Consider the following 21,834-nt stretch of genomic DNA (forward strand, 5'->3'; position numbering starts at 1 on the left):
GGTGTTGCGGCGCAACAAGCTTTGTCTTAGGCGGATGAAGCATCAAATCTCCACCTTCCGGAGGCGCAATGCGTTCGCGACCACCGATGCGGAGCTGAGGCTCATCGCTAGTGCGGCAACCATGGGCGACAGCAGCATGCCCGTGGGGGCGTACAGCACCCCCGCGGCCAGGGGAACGCCCAACGCGTTGTAGACGAACGCGAAGCCGAGGTTTTGCTTCATGTTCCGGATGGTTGCCTCGGACAATCTCCTGGCGCGGGCAATGCCGCGCAAATCGCCCTTCACCAGAGTAACCTGAGCGCTGCTCATCGCGACATCCGTACCTGTTCCCATCGCAATGCCCACATCGGCCTTGGCGAGTGCCGGCGCATCATTGATTCCGTCGCCGGCCATTGCGACGACCTTGCCGTCCTGTTGGAGTTTCGACACCAAAGCCAGCTTATCGGCCGGCTTTACCTCCCCATGGAATTCCTTGATGCCCAGTTTGGCGGCCACGGCCTTCGCCGTCGCAACGCCGTCGCCTGTAGCCATCACGACGTGGATGCCTTCTTCCTTGAGCCTGGCAACGGCTTCCGGCGTAGTCGCCTTCACTGGATCCGATAACGCGAGAATCCCTGCGAGCTCTCCGTCAACGGCCAGATACATTACGCTGGCGCCCTCGGCGCGTAACGCGTCACCATCGCTGGCCAGAGCGGCCGTCGCAATCCCCTCCGCTTGCATTAATGCCGTGTTGCCGAGTGCGAGTTGCCTGCCTCCAACAATGCCTCGCACCCCAATGCCGCTTCCAGACTCGAACTGCTCCGCCTTCTCGAGTGCAAGACCTCGCCGACGAGCCGCCTCGACGATAGTCGCCGCGAGAGGATGCTCGCTGCCTTGGTCCAGGCTTGCCGCCAACCGGAGCACTTCGTCTTCCGCGAGACCGTTTGTCCCGATACCGCGCTCGAACGTCGGTCGCCCCTCTGTCAGGGTGCCAGTCTTGTCAACGATTAGCGTATCGACTTTGCGCAGATGCTCGATCGCCGCAGCATCACGAAACAGCACACCGTTCGATGCACCTTTGCCACTCGCCACCATGATGGACATTGGGGTTGCAAGGCCAAGAGCGCACGGACAAGCAATGATGAGGACGGCCACCGCGTTGACAAGACCATACACCCAGCTCGGCTGAGGGCCGAAGAAGCCCCAGACGAAGAAGGTGAGTAGTGAAATACCAATCACCGCCAGAACAAAGACTCCCGCTACCTTGTCGGCCATCCTCTGCATCGGTGCCCTGGAGCGTTGTGCCTGAGCGACCATCTGAACGATTTGGGACAAAACCGTTTGAGAGCCGACTTTCTCCGATTTGATGACGAGGCTCCCCGAGGTGTTCATCGTGGCGCCGATCACGTGGTCGCCAACACGCCTGATCACTGGAATCGGCTCGCCGGTAATCATCGACTCATCCAGCGCGCTCGAACCTTCGGTCACAAGGCCGTCGACCGGCACCTTTTCGCCAGGCCGGACTCGAAGCAGGTCGCCAACATGTACGTGGACGAGTGGCACATCTTCCTCGCTGCCGTCCTGGTTGATACGCCGGGCGGTCTTCGGTGCAAGGCCGAGCAGCGATTTGATAGCAGCCGAAGTCTGCGAGCGCGCTCTCAATTCCAGTAGCTGTCCGACCAGCGTCAACGAGATGATGACCGCCGCAGCTTCGAAGTACACCCCTATTCGCCCGTGGGCCGTGAAGGTTGCCGGAAAGACATCAGGCGCAACCGTCGCGATGACGCTGTAGAGATAGGCAGCGCCAGTGCCCAGCCCAATCAACGTCCACATGTTGGGGCTGCGATTAATGAATGACTGCACGCAGCGCTGAAAGAACGGCAGGCCAGCCCAGAGGACAACGGGAGTGGAGAGAACCCATTCCACCCAACTCTGGGTAGACGCTTTCATCCAGCCGAAGAGATGCCCAAACATGGCCAAAAAGAACACCACAGCCGTCAGTGGCAGCGTCCACCAGAAGCGATGGCGGAAGTCAACGAGCTCAGGATTCTCTTGCTCGTCCAACCCTGGAATGACGGGCTCCAGAGCCATGCCGCATTTTGGGCAATTGCCCGGGTGGTCCTGGCGAATTTCGGGGTGCATCGGGCACGTGTAAATGGTGCCTTCTGGGGCGGCTGCCACTTTCACGGGTGCGGGCGCAACGTACTTCTGAGGCTCAGCCTGAAACTTCCTCCGGCACGACTCACTGCAAAAGAAGTACTCGACTCCATCGTGTTCGCTATGGAATTGCGATGCTCCTGTAATCGTCATGCCGCACACCGGATCCTTCAATGGCGCGGCCGTGGTGGGAGTCGCATGGACATTATCGTGCTCGTGCCCGGCATGGCCTTCGGGCGCAGAAGCGTCCGGATTCGTGTGGTGATCATGGGAACATTGGTGGGAGTCCGCGTCCTTACTACCCTGGTCGCTCATTTTCAATCCTCCACTTCTTTCGTCGCACCGCCGCTCATTCCAGCCGTCAGCAAGGAGGTGAGAATATTTCCCAGTACCGGACCCAAGCGTACTCTTTCCTTTTGTCTCGCCAACCTGATATGTAAATGACTCAATGAACTTATCGCCGTCCTTGTCCGCGTATACGCAGTAACCGGTAGCAGTCGCCCCGCTCAAGCCGACCTCTGCACAGCGCGCGATGACGTTCTGCATTACGGCGAAACAGGATTGTTAGCTAGCAATAGTGTCGATTCGAACAGGTAGACAGCGTCGTCGCCGGTAACGCTGATGTCCCTCACATCTGAACCTGCCGCCGTGTAGGTCGCTTCGACGACGCCGCTTTTCGGAAGCGTCCGGGCCAATGCGGACGATACTCAAACGAGGCTGCCTACCACCAACGCGATCGACTTCTCAGCATTGCTGTTGTTCTTCATGGTCTTCCATCTCCTCACTGTTTTACCTGCGTCGCGGTCTCCTTTAGACAAGCGTGCGACATCGTTCTGGCAGACCGCTACCCGCAGGCAATAGACGTATTGGGATGGGAGATTTATCGGAGCGGAAAAGAGCCGGATTCGCTCATGGAACTCCGATTGCTTCTACACGTTCTTTTTATAGATCTTCCAAAGTGAAAGGTCTGGTACTTCCGTTTCACTACATACCATGTCGGCTGATTTTTTCAGAGTGCCGGCCGGATCGTGCTAATCAACTGTCTGTCGGCTCGCCTCCATTCTTAACCGACCTCCGGGTCGATGATGTACAAATACCATCGCCCTTCTATCTCGAGATTTTTTCCAGCTCAAGCCCTTTTGTACGCGGCCCCATCAAACCGATCGCCAGCATCACGATGAACATCGCACCGGCGATGAACACGAACACGCCAGTCGTGCCGAAGTAGCGCAACACGGCCGCAATCAGAAAGGCCGTGAAAATCGCTGAAAAGCGGCTCCACGAGTAGACGAAGCCGACCGCGCGAGCGCGGATGCTGGTCGGAAACAGTTCGGTCTGGTACGCGTGATAACTATACGAAATGATGTTGCCGGCCAGTGTCAGGCACACCCCCAAGCTCACCAGCAGCACCGCACCCGATGCCTGACTGAACCACAACCCGCACACGATATTGACGCCGGCCATCACGACGATCACCGTCTTGCGCTCGAAGCGATCGCCGATAAACAGCCCGATGATCGGACCGATCGGCGCAGCCAACGCGATCACGCTCGAATACATCAGGCTCGTCGTGATCGTGATGCCCTGCTTGATCAGCAGCGTCGGCACCCAATTCGCGAAGCCATAGAAACCGACCGTCTGGAAGACATTGAAGATCGTCATCATCAGCGTGCGGCTGCGATACGGCGGCACCCACATGTCGCGGAAGCTGCCGCGCGGTGCGACCGCCACCGGCGGCGCCGGCGGTGGCAACTCGCGGCCGTATTCGTGGCGTACCTTCGCCTCGAGCGCGGTCATCACACGGTCGGCTTCGGCGAGACGTCCTTGCTGCGCGAGCCAACGCGGGCTTTCCGGCAGCGCGCGGCGAATCCACCAGACGAATAGCGCGCCGTGCGCGCCGATCAGCACGACCCAACGCCAGCCGTCCAGACCGAACGGCGTTCGCGGCACCAGCAGAAACGACAGAAACGCGACCACCGGCACCGCCGTGAAACCGACCGCCTGCTCGCACGCGAACGCGCGGCCACGAATCTGCTTGGGCACCAGCTCGGAGATGTAAGTGCCGATCGTCACCAGCTCGACGCCGATGCCGACACCTGCGATGAAGCGCCAGACATTGAGGCCCGTCGCGGTCTCCTGGAACGCCATCACCACGTTCGCCGCGGTATACCAAAGCAGCGACCACGTGAATACCGCGCGCCGCCCGAAGCGATCCGCGAGGAAACCGCACGCAATCGTGCCGATAAACAGGCCGCTGAACAGCGCGGCGATGAAACTCGCGACGCCGGTCGAGCCGAACAGGCCGCGCGTGGTCGCGGTCAGCAGACCGCTTTTCACGAGGCCCGGCGCGACATAGCCGGAATACAGCAGATCGTAGAGTTCGAAGAAGAAGCCGAGGCTCAGCAGCACCACGAGCTTCCAGATGGAGCGCGTGGCGGGCAAGCGGTCGAGGCGTGCCGAAATGCTGCCGGCGTCGAGCGCTGCATGGCCCGCCGCCTGAGCGGCGGTGCTGCGGGCGCTGCCGGCCGCGTCGGTGGAATGCGCCGCGTTGCCGCCGCTGCGCGCGACGGACTCCGCGTGATCGGGGGATGCCATGTTGTCTGTCTCCTTCTGTTGCGACTGCTTTTACGGCGGCGCTGATCGCTCGCCGCGGCCAGTCCGATGCCGGCCTTGCGTTTGGTCGCGCGTCGCACGCGCCACGTTGCCCCGGCCGGAGTTCGGCCAGCATTCTAGCCGTGCGCGCGCTGCAATTGTTCGAACGTGGTGATTTTCCCGGCCAGCGCGCTCGCCGCGACCGTGTACGGGCTCGCGAGCCACACGTCGCCCGGCCCCGAACGGCCAGGGAAATTGCGGTTGATCGCGCTGATCGTCACCTCGTCCGGGTTGGCCGATTGTCCCGGTCCGCAGTTCGCACACGAGCCGCAGCCAGGCATCACGAGCGTCACGCCCGCGCGCTCGAACACCGGCAGATAGCCCTGCTCCTCGCAATACGCGCGCACCGCCATCGTGCCGAATTGCAGATACAGACGCGTGCGCTCGGGCACGCGCAAGCCGTGCTCGACGCCCCAGCGCAGCACCTCATGATAGAAATCGAAGTCCTCGCGCTTGCCCGCGGTGCACGAACCGCCGTACGCGATATCGATCGCGACGTCCTGTTCGAGCCGCGGCGCCGCCACGCCGTTGCCGGGATCGCCCGGCCGCGCGAGCATCGGTTCGATCGCGTTCGCATCGATATGAATCGTGTCGCGATAGGTCGCGCCCGCATCGCTTTTCATCCAGCCTTCCAGCACGAAATCGACGCCGCGCCGCTCCTTCAGGAACGCGACCGTACGCTCGTCCGGCTCGACGATGCCGGTGAAACCGCCGAGCTCCGCGACCATGTTGGTCAGCGTCGCGCGTTCGTCGATCGACATCGCGCGGACCGCCGCGCCGCCGTATTCGAACACGAGGCCGATCGCGCCGCCCGAGCGGATCGCTTCCATCCGCAACAGATGCAGCACGACGTCTTTCGCGGTCACGCCATCGCGCAACCGGCCGTCGATCTCGATGCGCAGCGTCTCCGGCACCTTGCAGCGCACGTAGCCCGTGACCCAGCTATTGGCGATTTCGGTCGCGCCCGCACCGAACGCGAGGCAGCCGAGCGCGCCCGAATGCGGCGTATGCGAATCGGTGCCGCACGCAACCTGCCCCGGCAGCGCGTATTGCTCGGCCATCAACGCATGACAGATGCCCTCGGAGCCGGGCACGCCATCGAGCGCGCCGTGCGAGCGCACCGGGTAGTCGCGCGAAAACGATGTATGGCCTTCCATCAGATTCGCGACGCCCAGCAGCAGACCGTCGCGCACGTGCGGGATGCTTTGGGGCGCGAGCACCAGATGGTCCTGGAAAGCGATGATGTGATCGGGCGCATGCAGCGGCGCAGGCTTGCCGAACGCGCGATGCATCAGATGCGCGCACATGCCGGTGAAATAGTCGTGGCCGAAGCGCCAGTCGGCGGCGATGAACACGCCGTCGCCGCGCTGCGCGCTCGCGGTGCCGGGATGCAGATGACGGTCGATGATTTTCTCGACCAGCGTTTTCGGCTCGGCGCCCGGCGCGTCGTTCGGGGCAACGCTCGTGCGCTCTCGCGGCGCGGGCCAGTCCGCGAACTTGCTATACGCGAGCAAGCCGCCGCTGCGGATGATCTGCTGGGTGAGCGCGTCGCGGCCTTTCAGGAACTCGTCGATCGGCACCGCTTCGCCCGCTAGCAGGCGATCGAGCACGGAAAAATCCGTCGTGGTCAGAATGCCGATGTTGTCGCAGTTCTGCTGATAGATGCGCTCGAAGCTCTCTGCAACGATCAGCCGGATGCCCGCCGACAATTCCGCGAGCGGGCTCGATTCTCGCGATGAGCCCTTGCCGTAGCGCTTGCCCGCCACGGTCACGCGAAAGCCGCCGTCCTTCACCGCATTGCGGCCGATCGGCAGACATTCGCCCGCCTTGAAGCCGACGTACGGATACTGGCCGAGGCGCTCGTCGTAGGTGAGCATCACGGTGACCGGCGTGATCTCGTCGGTCGACACGTTGTCGCGCAACAGCCCCGCCGTCTCGCGCGTGAAGTTTTCGCCGGCCAGTTGCGCCTCGACCACGGCCGGGTCTTGCGACAGGTACAGCACGCGGCCGTCCAAACGAATCGTATCGCTCATCACTGCGTTCTCCTTGCGCCCACTATACGGCGCGCAAGGCCGATGCCGAAGTGCCGGTGCGGCAACTCTGCCGTCTCGTTTCGCGAATGCTCGATTTCGGAGCCGCGTCGCGGCGTGCGTGTGACGGACTGTCTAAGGCTGATTGCCGAGGAACGACACCAGCGCGGCCGCGCTCGCGCTCAACTGCTCGCGCGCCTTGAAGATGATGATCAGATGGCGCTCCGCCCACGCATCGGCAAGCGGCAGCAGCCGCACGTCGAGCGTGTTCACGTAGAGCAGGCCGACTGGCTCGGGCACGATCGCGATGCCCAGCCCCGCATGCACCATCCGGCACAGTGCATCGAGACTGCTCACGCGCATCCGCACGTCGAGTTGCCGGCCCGCGCTCGCCGCCTGCTGCGCGAGCAGACGCGTGAGCGCGCTTTCGCTGCGCAGGCCGACGAAGCTGTCGTGCAACAGATCGTCGAAGCTCACCCGTGCCGCGCTGGCGAGCCGATGCCCGCCCGGCACCAGCACCGCGAGCCGGTCCTGCCGGTACGGCACCTGCTCGAACGCCTCGCTTCCCGCGACCGGATTGCAGATGCCGAAGTCCGCGCCGTGTTCGTCGACGATACGCAGCACGTCCGCGCTGTTTTCTTCTTCAAGCTCGATCGATACATCCGGGAACGCGCGGCCGAACGCGGCCACGTCTTCAGGCAGAAACTGCACGATCGACGACAGATTCGCGACCACCCGCACGCGCCCTTTGACGCCCGTCGAAAAGCGCGACAACTCCGCGCTCATCTGCTCGATATTGCCGATGATCGCGAGCGCGTAGCGCAGCACGGTCTCGCCGACCGGCGTCACGGTAATGCCGCGCGACTGCCGCTGAATCACCGGCAGGCCGATCATCGCCTCGATCTCGGCGATGCGCCGGCTCACCGCCGACGACGCGATGAACTCGCGCTCCGCCGCGCGCGCGATATTGCGCTCCTGGCAAACGGCGACGAACAGACGCAGCGAAGTGAGATCGAGTTTCTTGAGCAGGTTTTCCATGGGACGAGGCGGCGGGTCTGACGACAATGGCGGCGGATCGCTGGAATCGTGGCCGTTATCGTCTCACGGCACGCAGGGTTGCGCCATGGTACCGACCGCGGACCTCACAACGCATCATGAAAGATGATGCCGACCGTATGCCGATGCCCCGAACGCAGACGGCTCACGCCATGCCGCAGATTCACGCGATACGGTCCACGCGTGCCCTGCACCGGCCGGCTGTTCACGGTGAACACGACCGCGTCGCCCTTCGCGAGCGGCACGACTTCGGCGCGCGATTGCATGCGCGGACGCTGTTCGGTCATCACGAACTCGCCGCCGGTGAAGTCGCGCCCCGGTTCCGACAGCAGCACCGCGACCTGCAGCGGGAATACGTGTTCGCCGTACAGATCCTGATGCAGGCAGTTGTAATCGCCTTCGCCGTATTGAAGGATCAGTGGCGTCGGCCGCACCTGGCCGGCGTCATGGCAGCGCCGAATGAATTCCGCGTGCTTCGACGGATAGCGCACGTCGATGCCCATCGCCCTGTTCCAGCGGTTCGCGACCGGCACGAGGTGCGGATACAGCGCGCCGCGCAAGCCGTCGACGAGCGGCGGCAGCGGATACGCGAAGTACTTGTATTCGCCGCGGCCGAAGCCGTGGCGCGCCATTACGATGCGGCTGCGATACAGCGCATCGCGTGGATAGAGCGCGCTCAGCGCGTCGCATTCGCGCGGCGTCAACAGTTGCGGCACGGCGGCGCAGCCGTATTGATCCAGATCGTGTTCGATGCGCGGCCAGTCGAGGGCGTCGACGCGTTGGTCGATGGTTTGGGTAGGAGCGATTGCGTTCATCGTCGATGAGTGGGCGGCCGGGCTCATTGCCCGCGCCATGAAAATAGACAGTCGATGAGCTTAGTGTACGAGCGTGGCGGCGGGAAAACACTCCGGGTCTTGCGGTCAAATTCGGCAGCACTGCACGGGCGGACGATTCACGCTACGCTGTCGGTATCGTTGCGGCCGCATTTGCCGGTCGCGTCGCACTTCATTTCGCCAGGGACAACCATGAAACAGCAGCTCACCATCGATTTTGTTTCCGACATCGCCTGCCCGTGGTGCGCGATCGGCCTGTCGTCGCTGCAGCTCGCGCTCGCGCGGCTGCAGGACAAGATCGATGCGCGCATCGTCGTGCATCCGTTCGAACTGAATCCGCAGATGGGACCGGACGGCGAAGACATCGTCGAGTATCTCGGCAAGAAATACGGCCGCACGGCCGCGCAGATCGCCGAAACGCAAGCGATGATCCGCGAACGCGGCGCGAGCGTCGGCTTCGATTTCGGTCCGCGCACCCGCACCTACAACACGTTCGACGCGCACCGCCTGCTCCATTGGGCCGGCCTGAAGGGCCAACAGTTGCCGCTGAAGCTCGCGCTATTGCGCGCGTATCACGCCGACGGCAAGAATCCGAGCAATCATGACGTGCTGGTCGAGGCGGCACAGTCGGTCGGACTGGACGCCAGTGAAGCGCGCGAAGTGCTGACGAGCGACGCGTATGCCAGCGAAGTTCGCGAAGCGGAAAAGAACAATCAGGAAATGGGCATTCAATCGGTGCCATCGATCATTTTCAACCGCCGCTATCTGGTGACGGGCGGCCAGCCGGTCGAGCAATTCGTGCAGGTGATCGAGGAGATTCTGGCAAAAGAGACGGCCTGAGATCCTGCCAATTGCGAACGGAGCCCACATTGCTCGCGCTGACGGTTTTAACAAAAAGAAGCTGGAACGAGGTGCCCCGATGGGGGCTGATAATCGGCGGCGCCGCAATCATGTTTTTCGGGCAGATCGCGCTGGTATTCGCTCAATACGCGCTGTGGGGACCGCCGGCGCCGCATAAAATCCCGCTCGCCGATAAGCCGATCCCGGTCCAGCTGTTCTTTATCGTGATCCTGATGCCGTTGCTTGAGACGATCGTCGGACAATGGCTGCCCATACGGCTCATTAACGGCGTTTTTCGTTTGTCGTGGCGGGTTGCCGCGGTGGGGTCGATTGCGTTGTTCACGCTGATGCACGGTTACGTCGATCGTGCGGTCGTGTCGATTCTGTTGGGCGCGGTGGTACTGGCGGCGGTATTCATCGTCGAAGCGAAGCGTAAGGGACGACCCGTTCTGAGCACCTGGCTCACGCATGCGCTCGCGAATGCTTGCGTGTTGTCGCTTCAACACATTTGAGCAAGGATGGCTCAGGCCCATTGGCCAAGCCATCGCACTCAACTTAAAACCGCTTACAGATAGCTGCAAACGTAGTCGAGCGTTTCGACCACATCGATATCGAAGCGGCTCTTGCCCGGCACCGAAAACGATTCGCCCGCGCCATAGGTCTTCCACTCGTCGCTGCCGTCGAGACGGATACGGCATTTGCCCGCCTGCACTTCCATCAGCTCCGGCGCGTCGGTGCCGAAGTTCAGCGTGCCGGGCAGGATCACGCCGAGCGTCTTGCGCGTGCCGTCGGCGAACAGCACGGTGTGCGACACGCACTTGCCGTCGAAGTACACATTGGCTCGTTTGACAACAGAAACCTGGTCGAATTGCGTTGCAGCCGTCATGGCGGTCTTCCTCTGGGTCATCGTGAATGGATGCGTTGCGGCCCGATGGGCGCGGCAGACGGCGCGCGATCCGCGCAAGCCGCCCGCGCGGCGTTCCGGTCCGGGCGCGAGCCCGCCATCATACAGGCTATTGACGGCGCCAATACGGTAAAGTCTGCCTCAAGCATATCGACACAGAGCCGGGGACGTCCATGCGATATCGCTGGCGAATCTCGAGTACTGCACGGTCATCACCACGACCGCATTAGCCGGAACCCATCTACGGCCAATTCCCGGTACAGGAGGGCATGTGAGTAAAGTCAGCGTGAACAGCATAGTGGGCGCAATTGCCGCGGTAACGATTGCGCTCGGCACTGCGACCTGTGCGAATGCACAGACTAGTGGCGGCATGCCGAACGATGCTTCCGCGCAAAGCCAGTCCATCGCGGCGTCGCCGGCTCGCAACAGACCCGATAGCGAGCTCGCGCGCGACGTGCGGCGCGCCCTCGCACGCACACCGAACCTGCATTCAACGGCGATTCACGTGCAGGCGCGCCGTGGTGTCGTCACGCTGACCGGTTGGGTGCCGCAGCGCGCCCAGGTGCAACGCGCGGGCAGTGTCGCGAGATCGGTGCGCGGAGTCCGGCAGGTGACTAACCATCTGAACGTGCGCACGAGAGGAGCGAGCGGCCATTAGCGCAAAGCGAATAAAAGAAAGTACTCAGCCCGGCACGAATGCGCCGGGCTGAGTACTTTCAATCGATGCGCGAGAGTTCGCCGCAATCCCTCAACGCCACATACGGTAGCCATACACCGGCGGCGCGCGATACGCATAAACGCGCGGCTGCGCCCAATAGACCGGCGGATGATAAACCTGATAAGCGACAGGCGCGACCGGTTGAATCACCGTTTCCACGACCTGCGGCATTTCTTCGTATTGCGCTTGCGGATAAACCGGCACGTACTGCACGGGTGGCTGCGGATAGTCCTGACGCACGTACACCGGCTGGTTGTCGTAGACCGGTTGCATCTGCGCGTAGGCCGGCGCCTGCTGGTATTGCATTGGCGGCGGCGCGTATTGCGGCTGCTGGTACATCTGCTGATATTGCTGTTGCGGCGGCGGCGCTTGCGGCATCTGACGCTGCGCGTACTGCACCGGCTGCGGCTTTTGAGGCTGCGGCGGAATGCTCGTGTACTTCGAGTTGTCGCCTTCGGGGACGCCCGGCGGCAGCGGCGGCACGTCGACCCGCGCGACGTCGGTCTTCGCGGGTTGCCGCTGACCGTGATTGTGCGAGTCGATCATTGCCTGGTAATCGGCCTGATCCTGCTTGCCGCGATTGATATAGCCGTTGCGGTATGCGCGGGCCACGTCCGACATCTTCGCGTTCGGATCTTCTTTCATGCCGTCCGCATTGACCTTGTACTCGTTCGGACTAAGCGAGCCGGCCGGCACTTCGTCGCCGGACGCATACGCCGCTTCGGGTCCGTCGGCCCACGCTGGATAACACAGCAGCGTTAGCACCGAAGCGACCGTCGTCACCCCGAGCCCCCAAAGCGCACTTGTTCTCATGATCCACCTCGCGGCCGATTAAGAGTGTATTGAAAGCCGAATTTTTTACTTGCAGGCGTGGCTATTTCTCTGCGCGTGCAATTGTTATTTTCTAGCACATTCCTTTGACGCCGGCATTTTTTTTCTTTGCAAATGAGCGGTGTAGCGCACGACTGACACGGCGGGTCGCAATGCGAGGCAGGAGAAACCCTGAGAGTCAAAGTTGCCGAAATGGACCGCCTGCTACGGCGACTCCGCACGCCGCAGCGAAGCAATTCTTTTTGCCATGAATGACGTGGCACCTACACGGCCTCTTAGCGCGCCGGCCCGCATCGGACACTGTGCGACAACTCGGCTTTCCCTATTGCGCGACATGCCGTTCTCTGCTCGCGCGAAATTCAAACAATATGCATAAAGGACGATCAGCAAATTCAAGTTGAATACCTTCCGAAAGATTCGCGGATTACGATCTACTTTATCGTTGCACGCGGCATTCGCTTTGCTGAGTACGGACATTTCCACTCTGCCCCGGAGGCAGCCCATGAAAGACTCCGTCACGCCACCCGCCGCGGATCGGGTTCCGCTGACCGCCGCGCCTGCATCGAGCGCCGGTGAAGACGGCTCGCGGCTGCATCTGCGCGAGATCGCATCGTTCGCGCATCAGGTGACCGGCGTAGCCGTCGCCGCGGACGGACGCATTTTCGTCAACTTCCCGCGCTGGACAGAAGACGCGCCGATCTCCGTCGGCGTACTCACGCCTGATGGCGACGTTCGTCCTTACCCCGACGATCGCTGGAACGGCTGGCGCAACGCCAGGCGTGACGAGTTGAACCCGCAGGATCGCTGGGTCTGCGTGCAGGCCATGCTGTGCGATTCGCAAAACAACCTGTGGGTACTCGACCCGGGCGCGCCGGCCCAGTCCTTCGTCGTGCCGGGCGCCCCCAAACTGGTCCGCATCGATCTTGCGACCGATAGCGTCGTCGGCTGCATTGCGTTCACGCTCGAGATCGCGCCGCAGGGCAGTTATCTGAATGACCTGCGCACCAGTCCCGACGGCCGGTTCGCCTATATCACGGACTCGGGAACACGCGGCGCGATCGTGGTGGTCGATCTCGGCACCGGTCAAGCGCGCCGCGTGCTCGACGGGCATCCAACGACGCAGATGGACCCGAGCGTCACCGTGCATGCAGGCGGCGCACCATTGCGGCGTCCCGATGGACGCGGCGTCGAATTCTCGGCCGACGGCATCGCGCTGACTCGCGATGGACTGTATCTGTACTGGCAGGCCTTGAAGGGCAAAACGCTTTATCGCGTGCCCACCGAAGCGCTTCGTGATACCGCGCTCTCGGCCGACGAAGTCGGCAACCTCGTCGAGAAAGTGCTCGAACATCACCCCGCCGACGGGCTGCATATCGACCGCGCGGGACGCCTGCTGATCACCGCGGTGGAAGAACACGCGGTGAAGGTATGGGACGGCACGAGCTTGACGACGCTGCTGCACGAGCGCGGCCTGCGCTGGCCGGATACGTTCGCCGAAGGGCCGGACGGCACGATCTACCTGACCGATTCGCGCATTCCCGAGATGAACTGGTTCAAGCCGGGCCATCCGGACGCGCTGCCTTCGAGATTGCTGATCATCGCCGACGCCGCTCCCTCAGCGTAGCCGGACGCCAAACCGGGCACGCGCAATGCTAGTGGAGGAAATGGAGCTGGCGCGTGCCAGCGCGCCTGCCGTGCATTCACGCGCCAACTGGCGCCGGGGGTCGAGGGATGATCGGCGAAACCTCATACGCAACGCACTGTCCGCCTGAACACGGACAGCCGATGGAGAACGTCGCATGACGATCGGCTGCCCCGAATGCGGCGCGCTCGAAGACATCCCGCCGCTCGCCGCAGATACCTACGCGCGTTGCCGCGCCTGCCACTTTCCGCTCGAGCGGCGTAACGGCCGAAGCCAGGCCGCGGCGCTCGCCTGCGCGAGCGCAACCTTCGTGCTGCTGTTTCCGGCCAATCTCGCGCCGCTGATGTACGTGCACATGCTCGGCGTCGAGCACTCGTCAGTGCTGTCGTCGGGCATCGTGCAGATGTGGAACGACGGCTGGTTCATTCTCGCGGTACTGCTCGGCACCTTCGGCATCGTGCTGCCCTTCGTCCGCTTTGGCGGCCTCGTGGCAGTTCTCGTCGCGCTACGGCTCGGCTGGCGTACCAGCGCAATCGGCGCGCTGTTTCGCTGGACCACCTCGCTCGATATCTGGGCCATGCCGGACGTCTATCTGGTCGGCTGCTTCGTCGGCTACGCGCGCGTGACGCAGAATCTGACCGGCACGATCGCCCCGGGCGGCTACTGTTTCATCGCCGCGGCGCTGCTGTCGATGCTCACGCGCGCATCGCTCGACCGCAGAACCGTGTGGCGCGCGATCGCCACGGACAACGAGCTGCCTGAACACGAAGCGCCGCTGTCCTGCACGGTTTGCGATCTGGTCGTGCCGATGTCGCAGGAGGGCCGTCCATGCCCTCGCTGCGGGCTAAGATTGCGCGCTCGCAAGACCGACGCCGTCGTGCGCGCGGCTGCGCTGTCGCTCGCCGCGCTCGTACTGACGATCCCGGCCAACGTCTTTCCGATGACCAGTTCGATGCAACTCGGACAGATCCAGTCAACCAGGGTCATCGACGGCGTCTACGAGCTGTTCCACGTGGGCCTGTGGCCGCTCGGCATCCTGATCATCTGCACGAGCATCGTCATTCCGGTGGCGAAGATCGTCGGCATGGGCTGGTTCATCGTCTCCGTGCGGCGCCGTTCGCGTCGGCATCTGCGGGTCAAGGCGCATCTGTATCGCCTGATCGACGAACTCGGACGATGGTCGTTCGTCGACGTCTTCACGATCGCCGCGTTCGTGCCGCTGATCCAGTTCGACGGCATCGCGTCGGCCAGACCCGCGATCGGCGCCACCGCGTTCGCGCTGGTCGTGTTCCTGACGATGGCCGCTTCGCGCGCATTCGACCCGCGCCTGATGTGGGACGTCCACCCGCGGAGCAAGCGATGAGCGGCACGCGTCCCCGTCGTTCGCAAGCTCAGGTGCGGCGCAGCCCATGGCCCGGCTGGATCTGGGCGGTGCCGATCGCCGCCTTCGCGATGGCCGGATGGCTCGGCGTTCGCGCGCTGACGCATCAGGGCGAGACGGTCACGGTCATCTTCGACAACGCGTACGGCATGAAGCCCGACGATACGATCGTCACGCTGCGCGGCGTGAAGGTCGGCGCGGTCTCGGAGATCACGCTCGCGCCCGATGGCCAGCACGTGCAAGCCGAGCTCAAGATAGATCGCGCCGAGAAAAAGTATCTGCGCAGCGAGACGAAGTTTTTTCTGCGCGGAGCCCACGTGGACCTCAACGACCCAGCGTCGCTCAAAGGCATGTTGTCCGGCCCCGAGATCGTGATGGAGCCCGGACCCGGCAAACCGGCTTCGCGTTTCGACGGAGTCGATCGCCGCCCCGCGCTCGCACCGGGGCACGGCCCGGTCGTCACTTATCTGGTGCGCTTCGACGGTGCGGTCGGCGACCTGAAAAGCGGTGCAGATGTGCAATTGCGCGGTTTCGATGTGGGCACTGTCACCAGCGTGCGGCTGAACTACGACGCACGCACGGGCGCGCTAAGCACCCCGGTGCAGATCGCGCTGAACCCGTCGCAGCTCGGCATCGTCGGCGCGCCGCCGCCGGCCAACGGCGACTGGCGCCCGCTCGTCGACGGCATGCTCGCCCGCCTCGTCGCCACGGGCTTGCGCGCGCGCTTGTCGCAAGATCCGCCGGTCGTCGGCGCGGACAAGATCACCCTCGACTTCGTGCAAGGCGCGCCGGTCGCGACGCTCGCCAGCGAGGGCGACCTGCCCGTCATTCCGAGTGTCGCCGCCGCGAATCTCGACACGACGATGGCCAAGGCCAACGAGGTGATCCAGAAAATCGACGATCTTCCGATCCGGCAAACCGGCGAACAGGTGCGCAGTATCGCCGCGCATATCAACGCGCTCAGTTCCTCGCCGCAAATCAAGGACAGCCTGACGCACATCGACCACTCCGTCGCGCAGATCGATCACACGTTGCAGCAGGTGTCGCCGCAAATCGGTCCGCTCGTCGCGCAACTGCGCGACACGGCGAGCGCGGCCGATCGCACCGTTGCCGCGGCGAACCGTACGTTAGGCGGCGATGCGTCGAGCCAGAGTGATCTGCCTGCCGCGATGCAGGAGCTGACCGACACCGCGCGCTCGATTCGGGCACTGGCCGACTATCTGGACCGCCATCCCGAGGCGCTGATCCATGGCAGGCAGCAGGAGACTCAATGATGACGAGGTCCACGCTTCGCATCGGACGCGCCGGCGAGGCATCGCTCACGACGCGCGTTTGGACGGCGGCGTTTGTCGTCTGCGTCGCGGCGATGACGCTCACCGGATGCGGGCACAGCATACCGACGCGCTATGTGACGTTGAACCCGATGCCCGCCGACGCGCCGCCAGCCACGGCGCCGATGCAACCGATTCAGCTGACCGCCGTGCATATTCCGGCGGTGCTCGATCGGCTGGAAGTCGTCACGCTGGCTTCGCAAAACCGCCTGACGATCGACGACAGCGACCGGTGGGGCGCACCGCTCGCTCAGATGATGCGCAAAACGCTTGCCCAGGACTTGCTCACGCGGCTGCCCGCCGGGTCGTTCGTCGTGCCGGACGCGCCCGCGCCACCCGGCACGCGCAGGCTGGTCGTCACCGTGCTGAACGCGGCGGCCAACGCGAGCGGCACGCTGACCTTGCAGGCGGAATGGACCCTGTTGAACGGGCATTCGGATCAGGTGCCACTGCGGCAGCAGGTGACGCTCGACTCCGCGATGGACGGACACGATGCGTTCGCGCAGGCGGCCGCGTTGAGCCGCATTCTCGCCGACCTGGCCGACCGGATCGCGGCATCGGTCGTCGCGCATTGACCGAAGGGTTCGAGCTCGCCGCTGCGCCGATCACGCGATGCCGCTACCGCCCTTCTTTGCGGAAGGCCGGTCGAAACGCTGCTCGACGACGCGTGTTCCCCATTGCTCCCCTTCCGATTCTTCGCTCAGCCGAAAACCGAATGACTCGTACAGATGACGCGCCGCGTCGAGCCCCTGGAAAGTCCATAGATAGGTTTCGTCAAAGCGCTCGTCGACGAAACGCATCGCATGCGCCAGCAATTGCCGTCCGATCCCGGAGCCGCGCAACGAATCGTCGACGATGAACCAGCGCAAATGCGCGACACCGGTGTCGTTATCCCCATCGATCACGACAGACGCGAGCGTGCGGCCGTTTTCGACGTAAAGCCAAAGCCCTTTCCCTTCGGCCGGCAATGCGCCCGCGAACTCCGCCAGTTCCGTCGCGACCTTCTTCTCGAAGAAGGCGCCGAAACCCCAGTGCTGCGCGTAATAGCGCCCGTGCAGACTCGCGATATCGCCAATGCAGCCGGGTTGGTAGCCTTCCACGATGCCTGCGGACCCCGCTTCCGTTGCAGGAAGCTTGCTGACCTCACCATGCGCAAGAGCGTCCGCATAAAGCGCGAGAGAACGGACCAGCGCCTGCTGGTCGGCGGGAACCATGCGCCGCAGCGCGCCGGACACGCGATCGGTCGCGAACCGGTCGATCTTCTTGCGCAGCTTCTGACCTTCGGCCGTCAGGTACAACTCGGAAGAACGGGCATCGTCGGCGCAGACCGTACGCTCGACCAGTCCGCTCGCTTCGAGCTTTGCGATCTGCCGGCTCGTGTTCGATTTGTCGAGCCGCAGGATGGTCGCCAGATCCTTGGCGCTGATGCCCGGCGACATGCCGATCTCGATCACCGCATGCACAGCCGAGGGCGCCAGATCGCTATCGGCGAGCGTCGTGCGCATGAAACCAAGCTCGCGAACCAGGCGGCGGGAAAACTCCCGCAGTTCGAGAATCGTCGTATCGCGAGGCTTGGCGGGGGCTTCGATCAGATCCATGATGACGCTCGCATATCCGTTGCGCTGCGCAATCAATATAGTTGCGCCCCGCAACTTAAGCAAACGCCAAATTGCAGTCGGGATCGTTGCAACGCGGCATCCAGATGAAAAAGCCGGGTTCGAACGAACCCGGCTTGCTTCTTCGTTGCGCGCCTTCGATGCCTGGCCTTTAAACGGCGTCGGGTACCTGGCGGGTCTTCAGAAACTCTTCGAGCGTCTCACCGCGCATGCTCGCGTACACGCCGAGATTGGTGATCTTCACCACGCGCGCGAACTTCTCGAGCACGAAGAAAGACACCCCATAAAGGATCAGACCGATCCAGTCGGTGTTGTCGACCAGTGCGCGCTCTTCCGGCGTCAGGCCGGCCGCATCGTAAGCGGCGGTGCGATTTTCGAGCCACAGCGCCCGCGCCGACGCTTCGCGCATCTGCCAGAAAAAGCGGTTCAGGCGCATCGCCTTCATGCTCTGGCGGATATCGAACGGATACGTGCCGGTCAATTCTTCGACGCCAACCAGTTGCGGATTCATTACGCCACCTCTCCTTCGTAGATCGTCACGGCCATCGCGGTGCTGGTCGCAAGGTAGTAGCTGCGATGCAACTCGCGGACCTTCTGGCCGAGCGCGCCGCGCATCGCGAGCCACATGATCGTCTCGACGCTTTCCGCGCCGCCCAGGCGCACGTAGTCGACGTGCTTCATCCTGGCAAGACGCTCCGGATCGTTGACGATCAGGTCGAGGAACTCCATGTCCCATTCGGTGTTGTTGAAGCCGCTGCGCTCGCCATGCACCTGGTGCGACAGCCCGCCCGTGCCGACCACCACGACCTTAAGATCCTGTTCGAACGATTCGATCGCACGACGCAGCGCCTGGCCGAGCCGGTAGCAGCGATTCGCGGTGGGCAGCGGATACTGCAGCACGTTGACTTCGAGCGGCACCAGTGACAGCGGCCAGCCGCCCTGATGCGGCAGCATCAGCGACAGCGGCGAATTGACGCCGTGATCGAGCGGCCGCTCCTGGAAGACGGTCAGATCGAACTCGTCGGCGACCAGTTGCTCGACGATATGGATCGCCAGATCCGGGTGGCCGGCGATGTCCGGCAGCGGACGCTTGCCCGCGCCTTCATCGGCGAATTCGTGGTTGGGCGACACACCCAGCGCGAAAGTCGGATAGCAATCGAAGAAGAAGCTGTTCGCGTGGTCGTTGTAGAACATCACCATCACGTCGGGCTTCTGCTCGGCCAGCCACTGCGCCACCGGTTCATAACCCTTGAACATCGGCGCCCATGCCGGTTCATTCTGCTTGCCCTTGTCGTACGCCAACCCGATCGTGGGTACATGGGACGTGCCGATACCACCAATGATCCTTGCCATATTCGTTCTCTTCCGTCACTTCGTGCTGCTGCCAATCGGATAGGTCGCCTGGCGTACCGCGCTAGTCACCGCGACCGTCTTGGGATACAAAGATAGAAATTGTGCCTCGATACGTGAAGCACGGGTATACCTCAGGCTGCACTGGGATGATGGGTAAAAACCCGGTATTCTGGCGCCCGGCGAGCCGATGAACCCCGCCGCGACCCACGCCGCGCAGGGGCTCCCTCGGTATCCCAAGCCCGTGTGGCGAGCCTTTCGCGGCCTCCTCGCGCCTCGGCACGCGATAAATAAAACAGATGACCCGGAAAACAACTCGCAACGCACTTTTTCAACGCTTGGAGCGGTGCTGCGCGCGTGGCTATACTGCGGTGCTTCCGACGACCGACGAAACGATGAACGAGACGACCCAGCAAGCGATTGTGCAGACCCTACGCGAGAAGATCCTGTCGGGCGAATTGTCGCCTGGGCAGCGGCTCGTCGAAGCACAGCTCGCGCAATGGCTCGGCGTGTCGCGCACGCCGCTGCGTTATGCGTTGAGCGTGCTGTCGTCCGAAGGCCTGCTCGATCGTTCGGGCTCGCGCGGCTATGTGGTGCGCCGCTTCAGCGTACGTGACGTCCTCGATGCGATCGACGTGCGCGGCGTGCTCGAAGGACTCGCCGCGCGCTCGGTGGCCGAAAACGGCATGAGCGCGGCGCTCGCCGCCGCGCTCGACGAATGCCTGCGCGAAGGCGACGAAATCTTCGAGCAAAAGCACCTGAAGCCAGGAGACGACGTGCGCTACGCACAGATGAACGGCCGCTTTCATGCGCTGATCGTCGAAGCGGCGCAGAACCAGGCGATCACGGCCGCGCTCAGCCTGAACGACAAAGTGCCGTTCGTGTCGCCGTTCACGATCGCGTTCGACGAAGCCGCACGCGAGCGTCAGTTCATGATGCTGATGTACGCGCATCGCCAGCATCACGCGATCGTCGACGCGCTGAAGCAACGCGAAGGCGCGCGCGTCGATGCGTTGATGAAGGAGCACACGCACATCTCGAAGGAGAGTCTGAATCTGTCGCTGCCATCGTTGCATCTGATCGCGGGCGCAGCATGAGCAACGACGCACTTTCCGCCGAAACCAGCCAGGCGGCCGCCAAAGCGCCGCTGTCGGTCAGCAGCAGGGACCTGCTCAATCTCGCGCAATTGCGCGCCTTCCGGCTCGTCGCTGACATGGGTAGCGCAACGCGTGCGGCGGCTGCGCTGTTTCGCGCGCAGTCGGCGGTCACGCGCTCCGTGCAGGAGCTCGAGTCGGCGCTCGGCGTGCCCCTGTTCGATCGCGGTCCTTCGGGCATGCTGCCCACGCCGGTCGGCCGCGCGGTGCTGCATCGCTGCGAGCGGATCTTCGCTGAACTCGAAGAGCTCGCGCAATGGTGCGCCGCGCGACAGACGCGCCGCCGGTCCGTATCGGAGGGCGCATTGCCCGCGTACCTGCTCAACACGCGGCGCCTGCAACTGTTCGCCGCGCTCGCGCGGCATCGGCATATGCCGAGCGCGGCAAAAACCTTCGGAATCAGCCAGCCCGCGGTGAGCGCCGCGATCCGCGTACTCGAAAGCGGCTCGGGACTGAGCCTGTTCCATCGCAGCCCGCGCGGCATCCTGCTGACGGCCGAAGGCGAAACGTTCCTGCTGCACGTACGCCGCGCATTGAACGAACTGCGACACATCCCCGACGATATCGCCGCATTGCACGGCAAGATTCAGGGCTCGGTGACGGTCGGCGCGTTGCCGCTCGGACGCACGCTGATCCTGCCGAAGGCGATCGCGCGAATGACCTCGGAGAATCCGGGCGTGCGCGTGGTCACCGACGAGAGCGCGTACGAGACGCTGGTGGCCGGTCTGCGCGCGGGCGACATCGACTTCATTCTCGGCGCACTGCGCGAGAACGACGCGACGAGCGGCCTGAAAAACGAGCGGCTGATGTCGGAAAACATGGTGGTGCTGGTGCGCCGCGGTCATCCGCTGACTCAAGCGCACAATCTGACCATCATGGGTCTGCGCGACGCGCAATGGATTCTGCCGCGCAGCAACGCGCCGGCGCGTGCGCTGTTCGAAACGCAATTCAAGCGGATGAAGGTAAAGCCGCCTCTGCCGACCGTCGAGACCGCCGACCTCGCGGTGATTCGCGGGCTGCTGCTCGGCACCGACATGGCGGCGGCGTTGTCGGCGCAGCAGCTGCATCACGAGATTCAATCCGGCCAACTGGTGGCGCTCGACGTACCGCTGCACAACACGCGGCGCGAGATCGGCCTGACGATGCGCGCGGCGGGTACGCCGTCGCCGGCCGCGCGCGCTTTGATCGACGCGATCCGGCTGTCGGTCGTCGATGTGACGCGCACGGTCAGTATCGACGCGACCTGAGCGTTTCCATCGATCTCGCAGGCTGTCGGAAAACGCGCGCCAGTCGAACGGCGCCGGCAGCGTGCCGTAGTCCCGCGTCACGCAGCGTCCGCGAAAAGCGTGCCAGTTCCGCG

Annotated in this window: 19 protein-coding genes; 9 read left to right on the top strand and 10 right to left on the bottom strand. The window is 63.5% G+C overall.

Annotation, left to right across the window (positions count from 1 at the left end):
* Positions 1-42: 42 nt before the first annotated feature.
* The 5 genes from QFZ94_RS04870 to QFZ94_RS04890 all read right to left on the bottom strand — a co-directional run bounded on the left by QFZ94_RS04870 (position 43) and on the right by QFZ94_RS04890 (position 8,689).
* Positions 43-2,451 (bottom strand): heavy metal translocating P-type ATPase, encoded by a 2,409-nt coding sequence (locus tag QFZ94_RS04870; RefSeq protein ID WP_429457708.1) that lies wholly within the window; start codon positions 2,449-2,451, stop codon positions 43-45.
* 792 nt (positions 2,452-3,243) lie between these two features.
* The gene (locus tag QFZ94_RS04875; protein ID WP_429455765.1) at positions 3,244-4,731 is read right to left on the bottom strand and encodes an MFS transporter; all 1,488 of its coding nucleotides are present in this window, start codon (positions 4,729-4,731) and stop codon (positions 3,244-3,246) included.
* Between the two features lie 134 nt (positions 4,732-4,865).
* Positions 4,866-6,821 (bottom strand): aconitase family protein, encoded by a 1,956-nt coding sequence (locus tag QFZ94_RS04880; RefSeq protein WP_429455766.1) that lies wholly within the window; start codon positions 6,819-6,821, stop codon positions 4,866-4,868.
* A 132-nt stretch (positions 6,822-6,953) separates the two neighbouring features.
* Complete coding sequence (locus QFZ94_RS04885) at positions 6,954-7,856, bottom strand: LysR family transcriptional regulator (RefSeq protein WP_368582394.1); 903 nt, start codon at positions 7,854-7,856, stop codon at positions 6,954-6,956.
* A gap of 104 nt (positions 7,857-7,960) precedes the next feature.
* A complete protein-coding gene (locus tag QFZ94_RS04890) occupies positions 7,961-8,689 on the bottom strand; it encodes a 2OG-Fe(II) oxygenase (RefSeq protein ID WP_429455767.1) in 729 nt (242 codons plus the stop codon).
* A 210-nt stretch (positions 8,690-8,899) separates the two neighbouring features.
* Here QFZ94_RS04890 and QFZ94_RS04895 point away from each other — a divergent pair, with 210 nt between their 5' ends.
* On the top strand, positions 8,900-9,547 hold the full coding sequence (locus QFZ94_RS04895; RefSeq protein ID WP_410849432.1) for a DsbA family oxidoreductase: 648 nt from the start codon (positions 8,900-8,902) through the stop codon (positions 9,545-9,547).
* Between the two features lie 29 nt (positions 9,548-9,576).
* On the top strand, positions 9,577-10,059 hold the full coding sequence (locus tag QFZ94_RS04900) for a CPBP family glutamic-type intramembrane protease (protein ID WP_429455768.1): 483 nt from the start codon (positions 9,577-9,579) through the stop codon (positions 10,057-10,059).
* A 53-nt stretch (positions 10,060-10,112) separates the two neighbouring features.
* On the opposite strand, the gene QFZ94_RS04905 is transcribed toward QFZ94_RS04900, so the two are convergent.
* A complete protein-coding gene (locus QFZ94_RS04905; protein WP_008917257.1) occupies positions 10,113-10,433 on the bottom strand; it encodes a pyrimidine/purine nucleoside phosphorylase in 321 nt (106 codons plus the stop codon).
* A 289-nt stretch (positions 10,434-10,722) separates the two neighbouring features.
* Here QFZ94_RS04905 and QFZ94_RS04910 point away from each other — a divergent pair, with 289 nt between their 5' ends.
* On the top strand, positions 10,723-11,109 hold the full coding sequence (locus tag QFZ94_RS04910; protein ID WP_429455769.1) for a BON domain-containing protein: 387 nt from the start codon (positions 10,723-10,725) through the stop codon (positions 11,107-11,109).
* 90 nt (positions 11,110-11,199) lie between these two features.
* Here QFZ94_RS04910 and QFZ94_RS04915 read toward each other — a convergent pair whose 3' ends face one another.
* A complete protein-coding gene (locus QFZ94_RS04915) occupies positions 11,200-11,982 on the bottom strand; it encodes a hypothetical protein (RefSeq protein ID WP_429455770.1) in 783 nt (260 codons plus the stop codon).
* A gap of 520 nt (positions 11,983-12,502) precedes the next feature.
* Here QFZ94_RS04915 and QFZ94_RS04920 point away from each other — a divergent pair.
* From QFZ94_RS04920 to QFZ94_RS04935, 4 genes are all read left to right on the top strand, one after another.
* On the top strand, positions 12,503-13,624 hold the full coding sequence (locus QFZ94_RS04920; protein WP_429455771.1) for an L-dopachrome tautomerase-related protein: 1,122 nt from the start codon (positions 12,503-12,505) through the stop codon (positions 13,622-13,624).
* A gap of 175 nt (positions 13,625-13,799) precedes the next feature.
* Positions 13,800-15,005 carry a paraquat-inducible protein A gene (locus QFZ94_RS04925; RefSeq protein WP_429455772.1) on the top strand — a complete coding sequence of 402 codons (1,206 nt, stop codon included), beginning with the start codon at positions 13,800-13,802 and terminating at the stop codon, positions 15,003-15,005.
* Positions 15,002-16,297 (top strand): MlaD family protein, encoded by a 1,296-nt coding sequence (locus tag QFZ94_RS04930; RefSeq protein WP_429455773.1) that lies wholly within the window; start codon positions 15,002-15,004, stop codon positions 16,295-16,297. The genes QFZ94_RS04925 and QFZ94_RS04930 overlap by 4 nt, the downstream gene beginning before the upstream one ends.
* Positions 16,294-16,929: a PqiC family protein gene (locus QFZ94_RS04935; RefSeq protein WP_429455774.1), complete on the top strand. Its 636-nt coding sequence runs from the start codon at positions 16,294-16,296 to the stop codon at positions 16,927-16,929. The genes QFZ94_RS04930 and QFZ94_RS04935 overlap by 4 nt, the downstream gene beginning before the upstream one ends.
* Before the next feature lie 30 nt (positions 16,930-16,959).
* Here the strand turns inward: QFZ94_RS04935 and QFZ94_RS04940 are convergent, their stop codons facing one another.
* The 3 genes from QFZ94_RS04940 to QFZ94_RS04950 form a co-directional block, all read right to left on the bottom strand.
* Positions 16,960-17,952 carry a bifunctional helix-turn-helix transcriptional regulator/GNAT family N-acetyltransferase gene (locus QFZ94_RS04940; RefSeq protein WP_368582385.1) on the bottom strand — a complete coding sequence of 331 codons (993 nt, stop codon included), beginning with the start codon at positions 17,950-17,952 and terminating at the stop codon, positions 16,960-16,962.
* Positions 17,953-18,121: 169 nt separating this feature from the next.
* Complete coding sequence (locus QFZ94_RS04945; protein WP_429455775.1) at positions 18,122-18,481, bottom strand: protocatechuate 3,4-dioxygenase; 360 nt, start codon at positions 18,479-18,481, stop codon at positions 18,122-18,124.
* Positions 18,481-19,323, bottom strand: coding sequence for a gallate dioxygenase (locus QFZ94_RS04950; protein WP_013092128.1), 843 nt, complete (start codon positions 19,321-19,323; stop codon positions 18,481-18,483). The genes QFZ94_RS04945 and QFZ94_RS04950 overlap by 1 nt, the downstream gene beginning before the upstream one ends.
* A gap of 392 nt (positions 19,324-19,715) precedes the next feature.
* Between QFZ94_RS04950 and QFZ94_RS04955 the strand changes: the two genes are divergently transcribed.
* Both QFZ94_RS04955 and QFZ94_RS04960 read left to right on the top strand, forming a co-directional pair.
* Positions 19,716-20,417, top strand: a complete 702-nt coding sequence (locus tag QFZ94_RS04955; protein ID WP_368582384.1) for a GntR family transcriptional regulator — start codon at positions 19,716-19,718, stop codon at positions 20,415-20,417.
* Complete coding sequence (locus QFZ94_RS04960; protein WP_429455776.1) at positions 20,414-21,721, top strand: LysR family transcriptional regulator; 1,308 nt, start codon at positions 20,414-20,416, stop codon at positions 21,719-21,721. Before QFZ94_RS04955 ends, QFZ94_RS04960 begins: the two co-directional genes overlap by 4 nt.
* The last annotated feature ends 113 nt before the right edge of the window (positions 21,722-21,834 follow it).

The sequence above is a fragment of the Paraburkholderia sp. JPY465 genome, assembly GCF_050436725.1.
Lineage (GTDB): Bacteria > Pseudomonadota > Gammaproteobacteria > Burkholderiales > Burkholderiaceae > Paraburkholderia > Paraburkholderia youngii.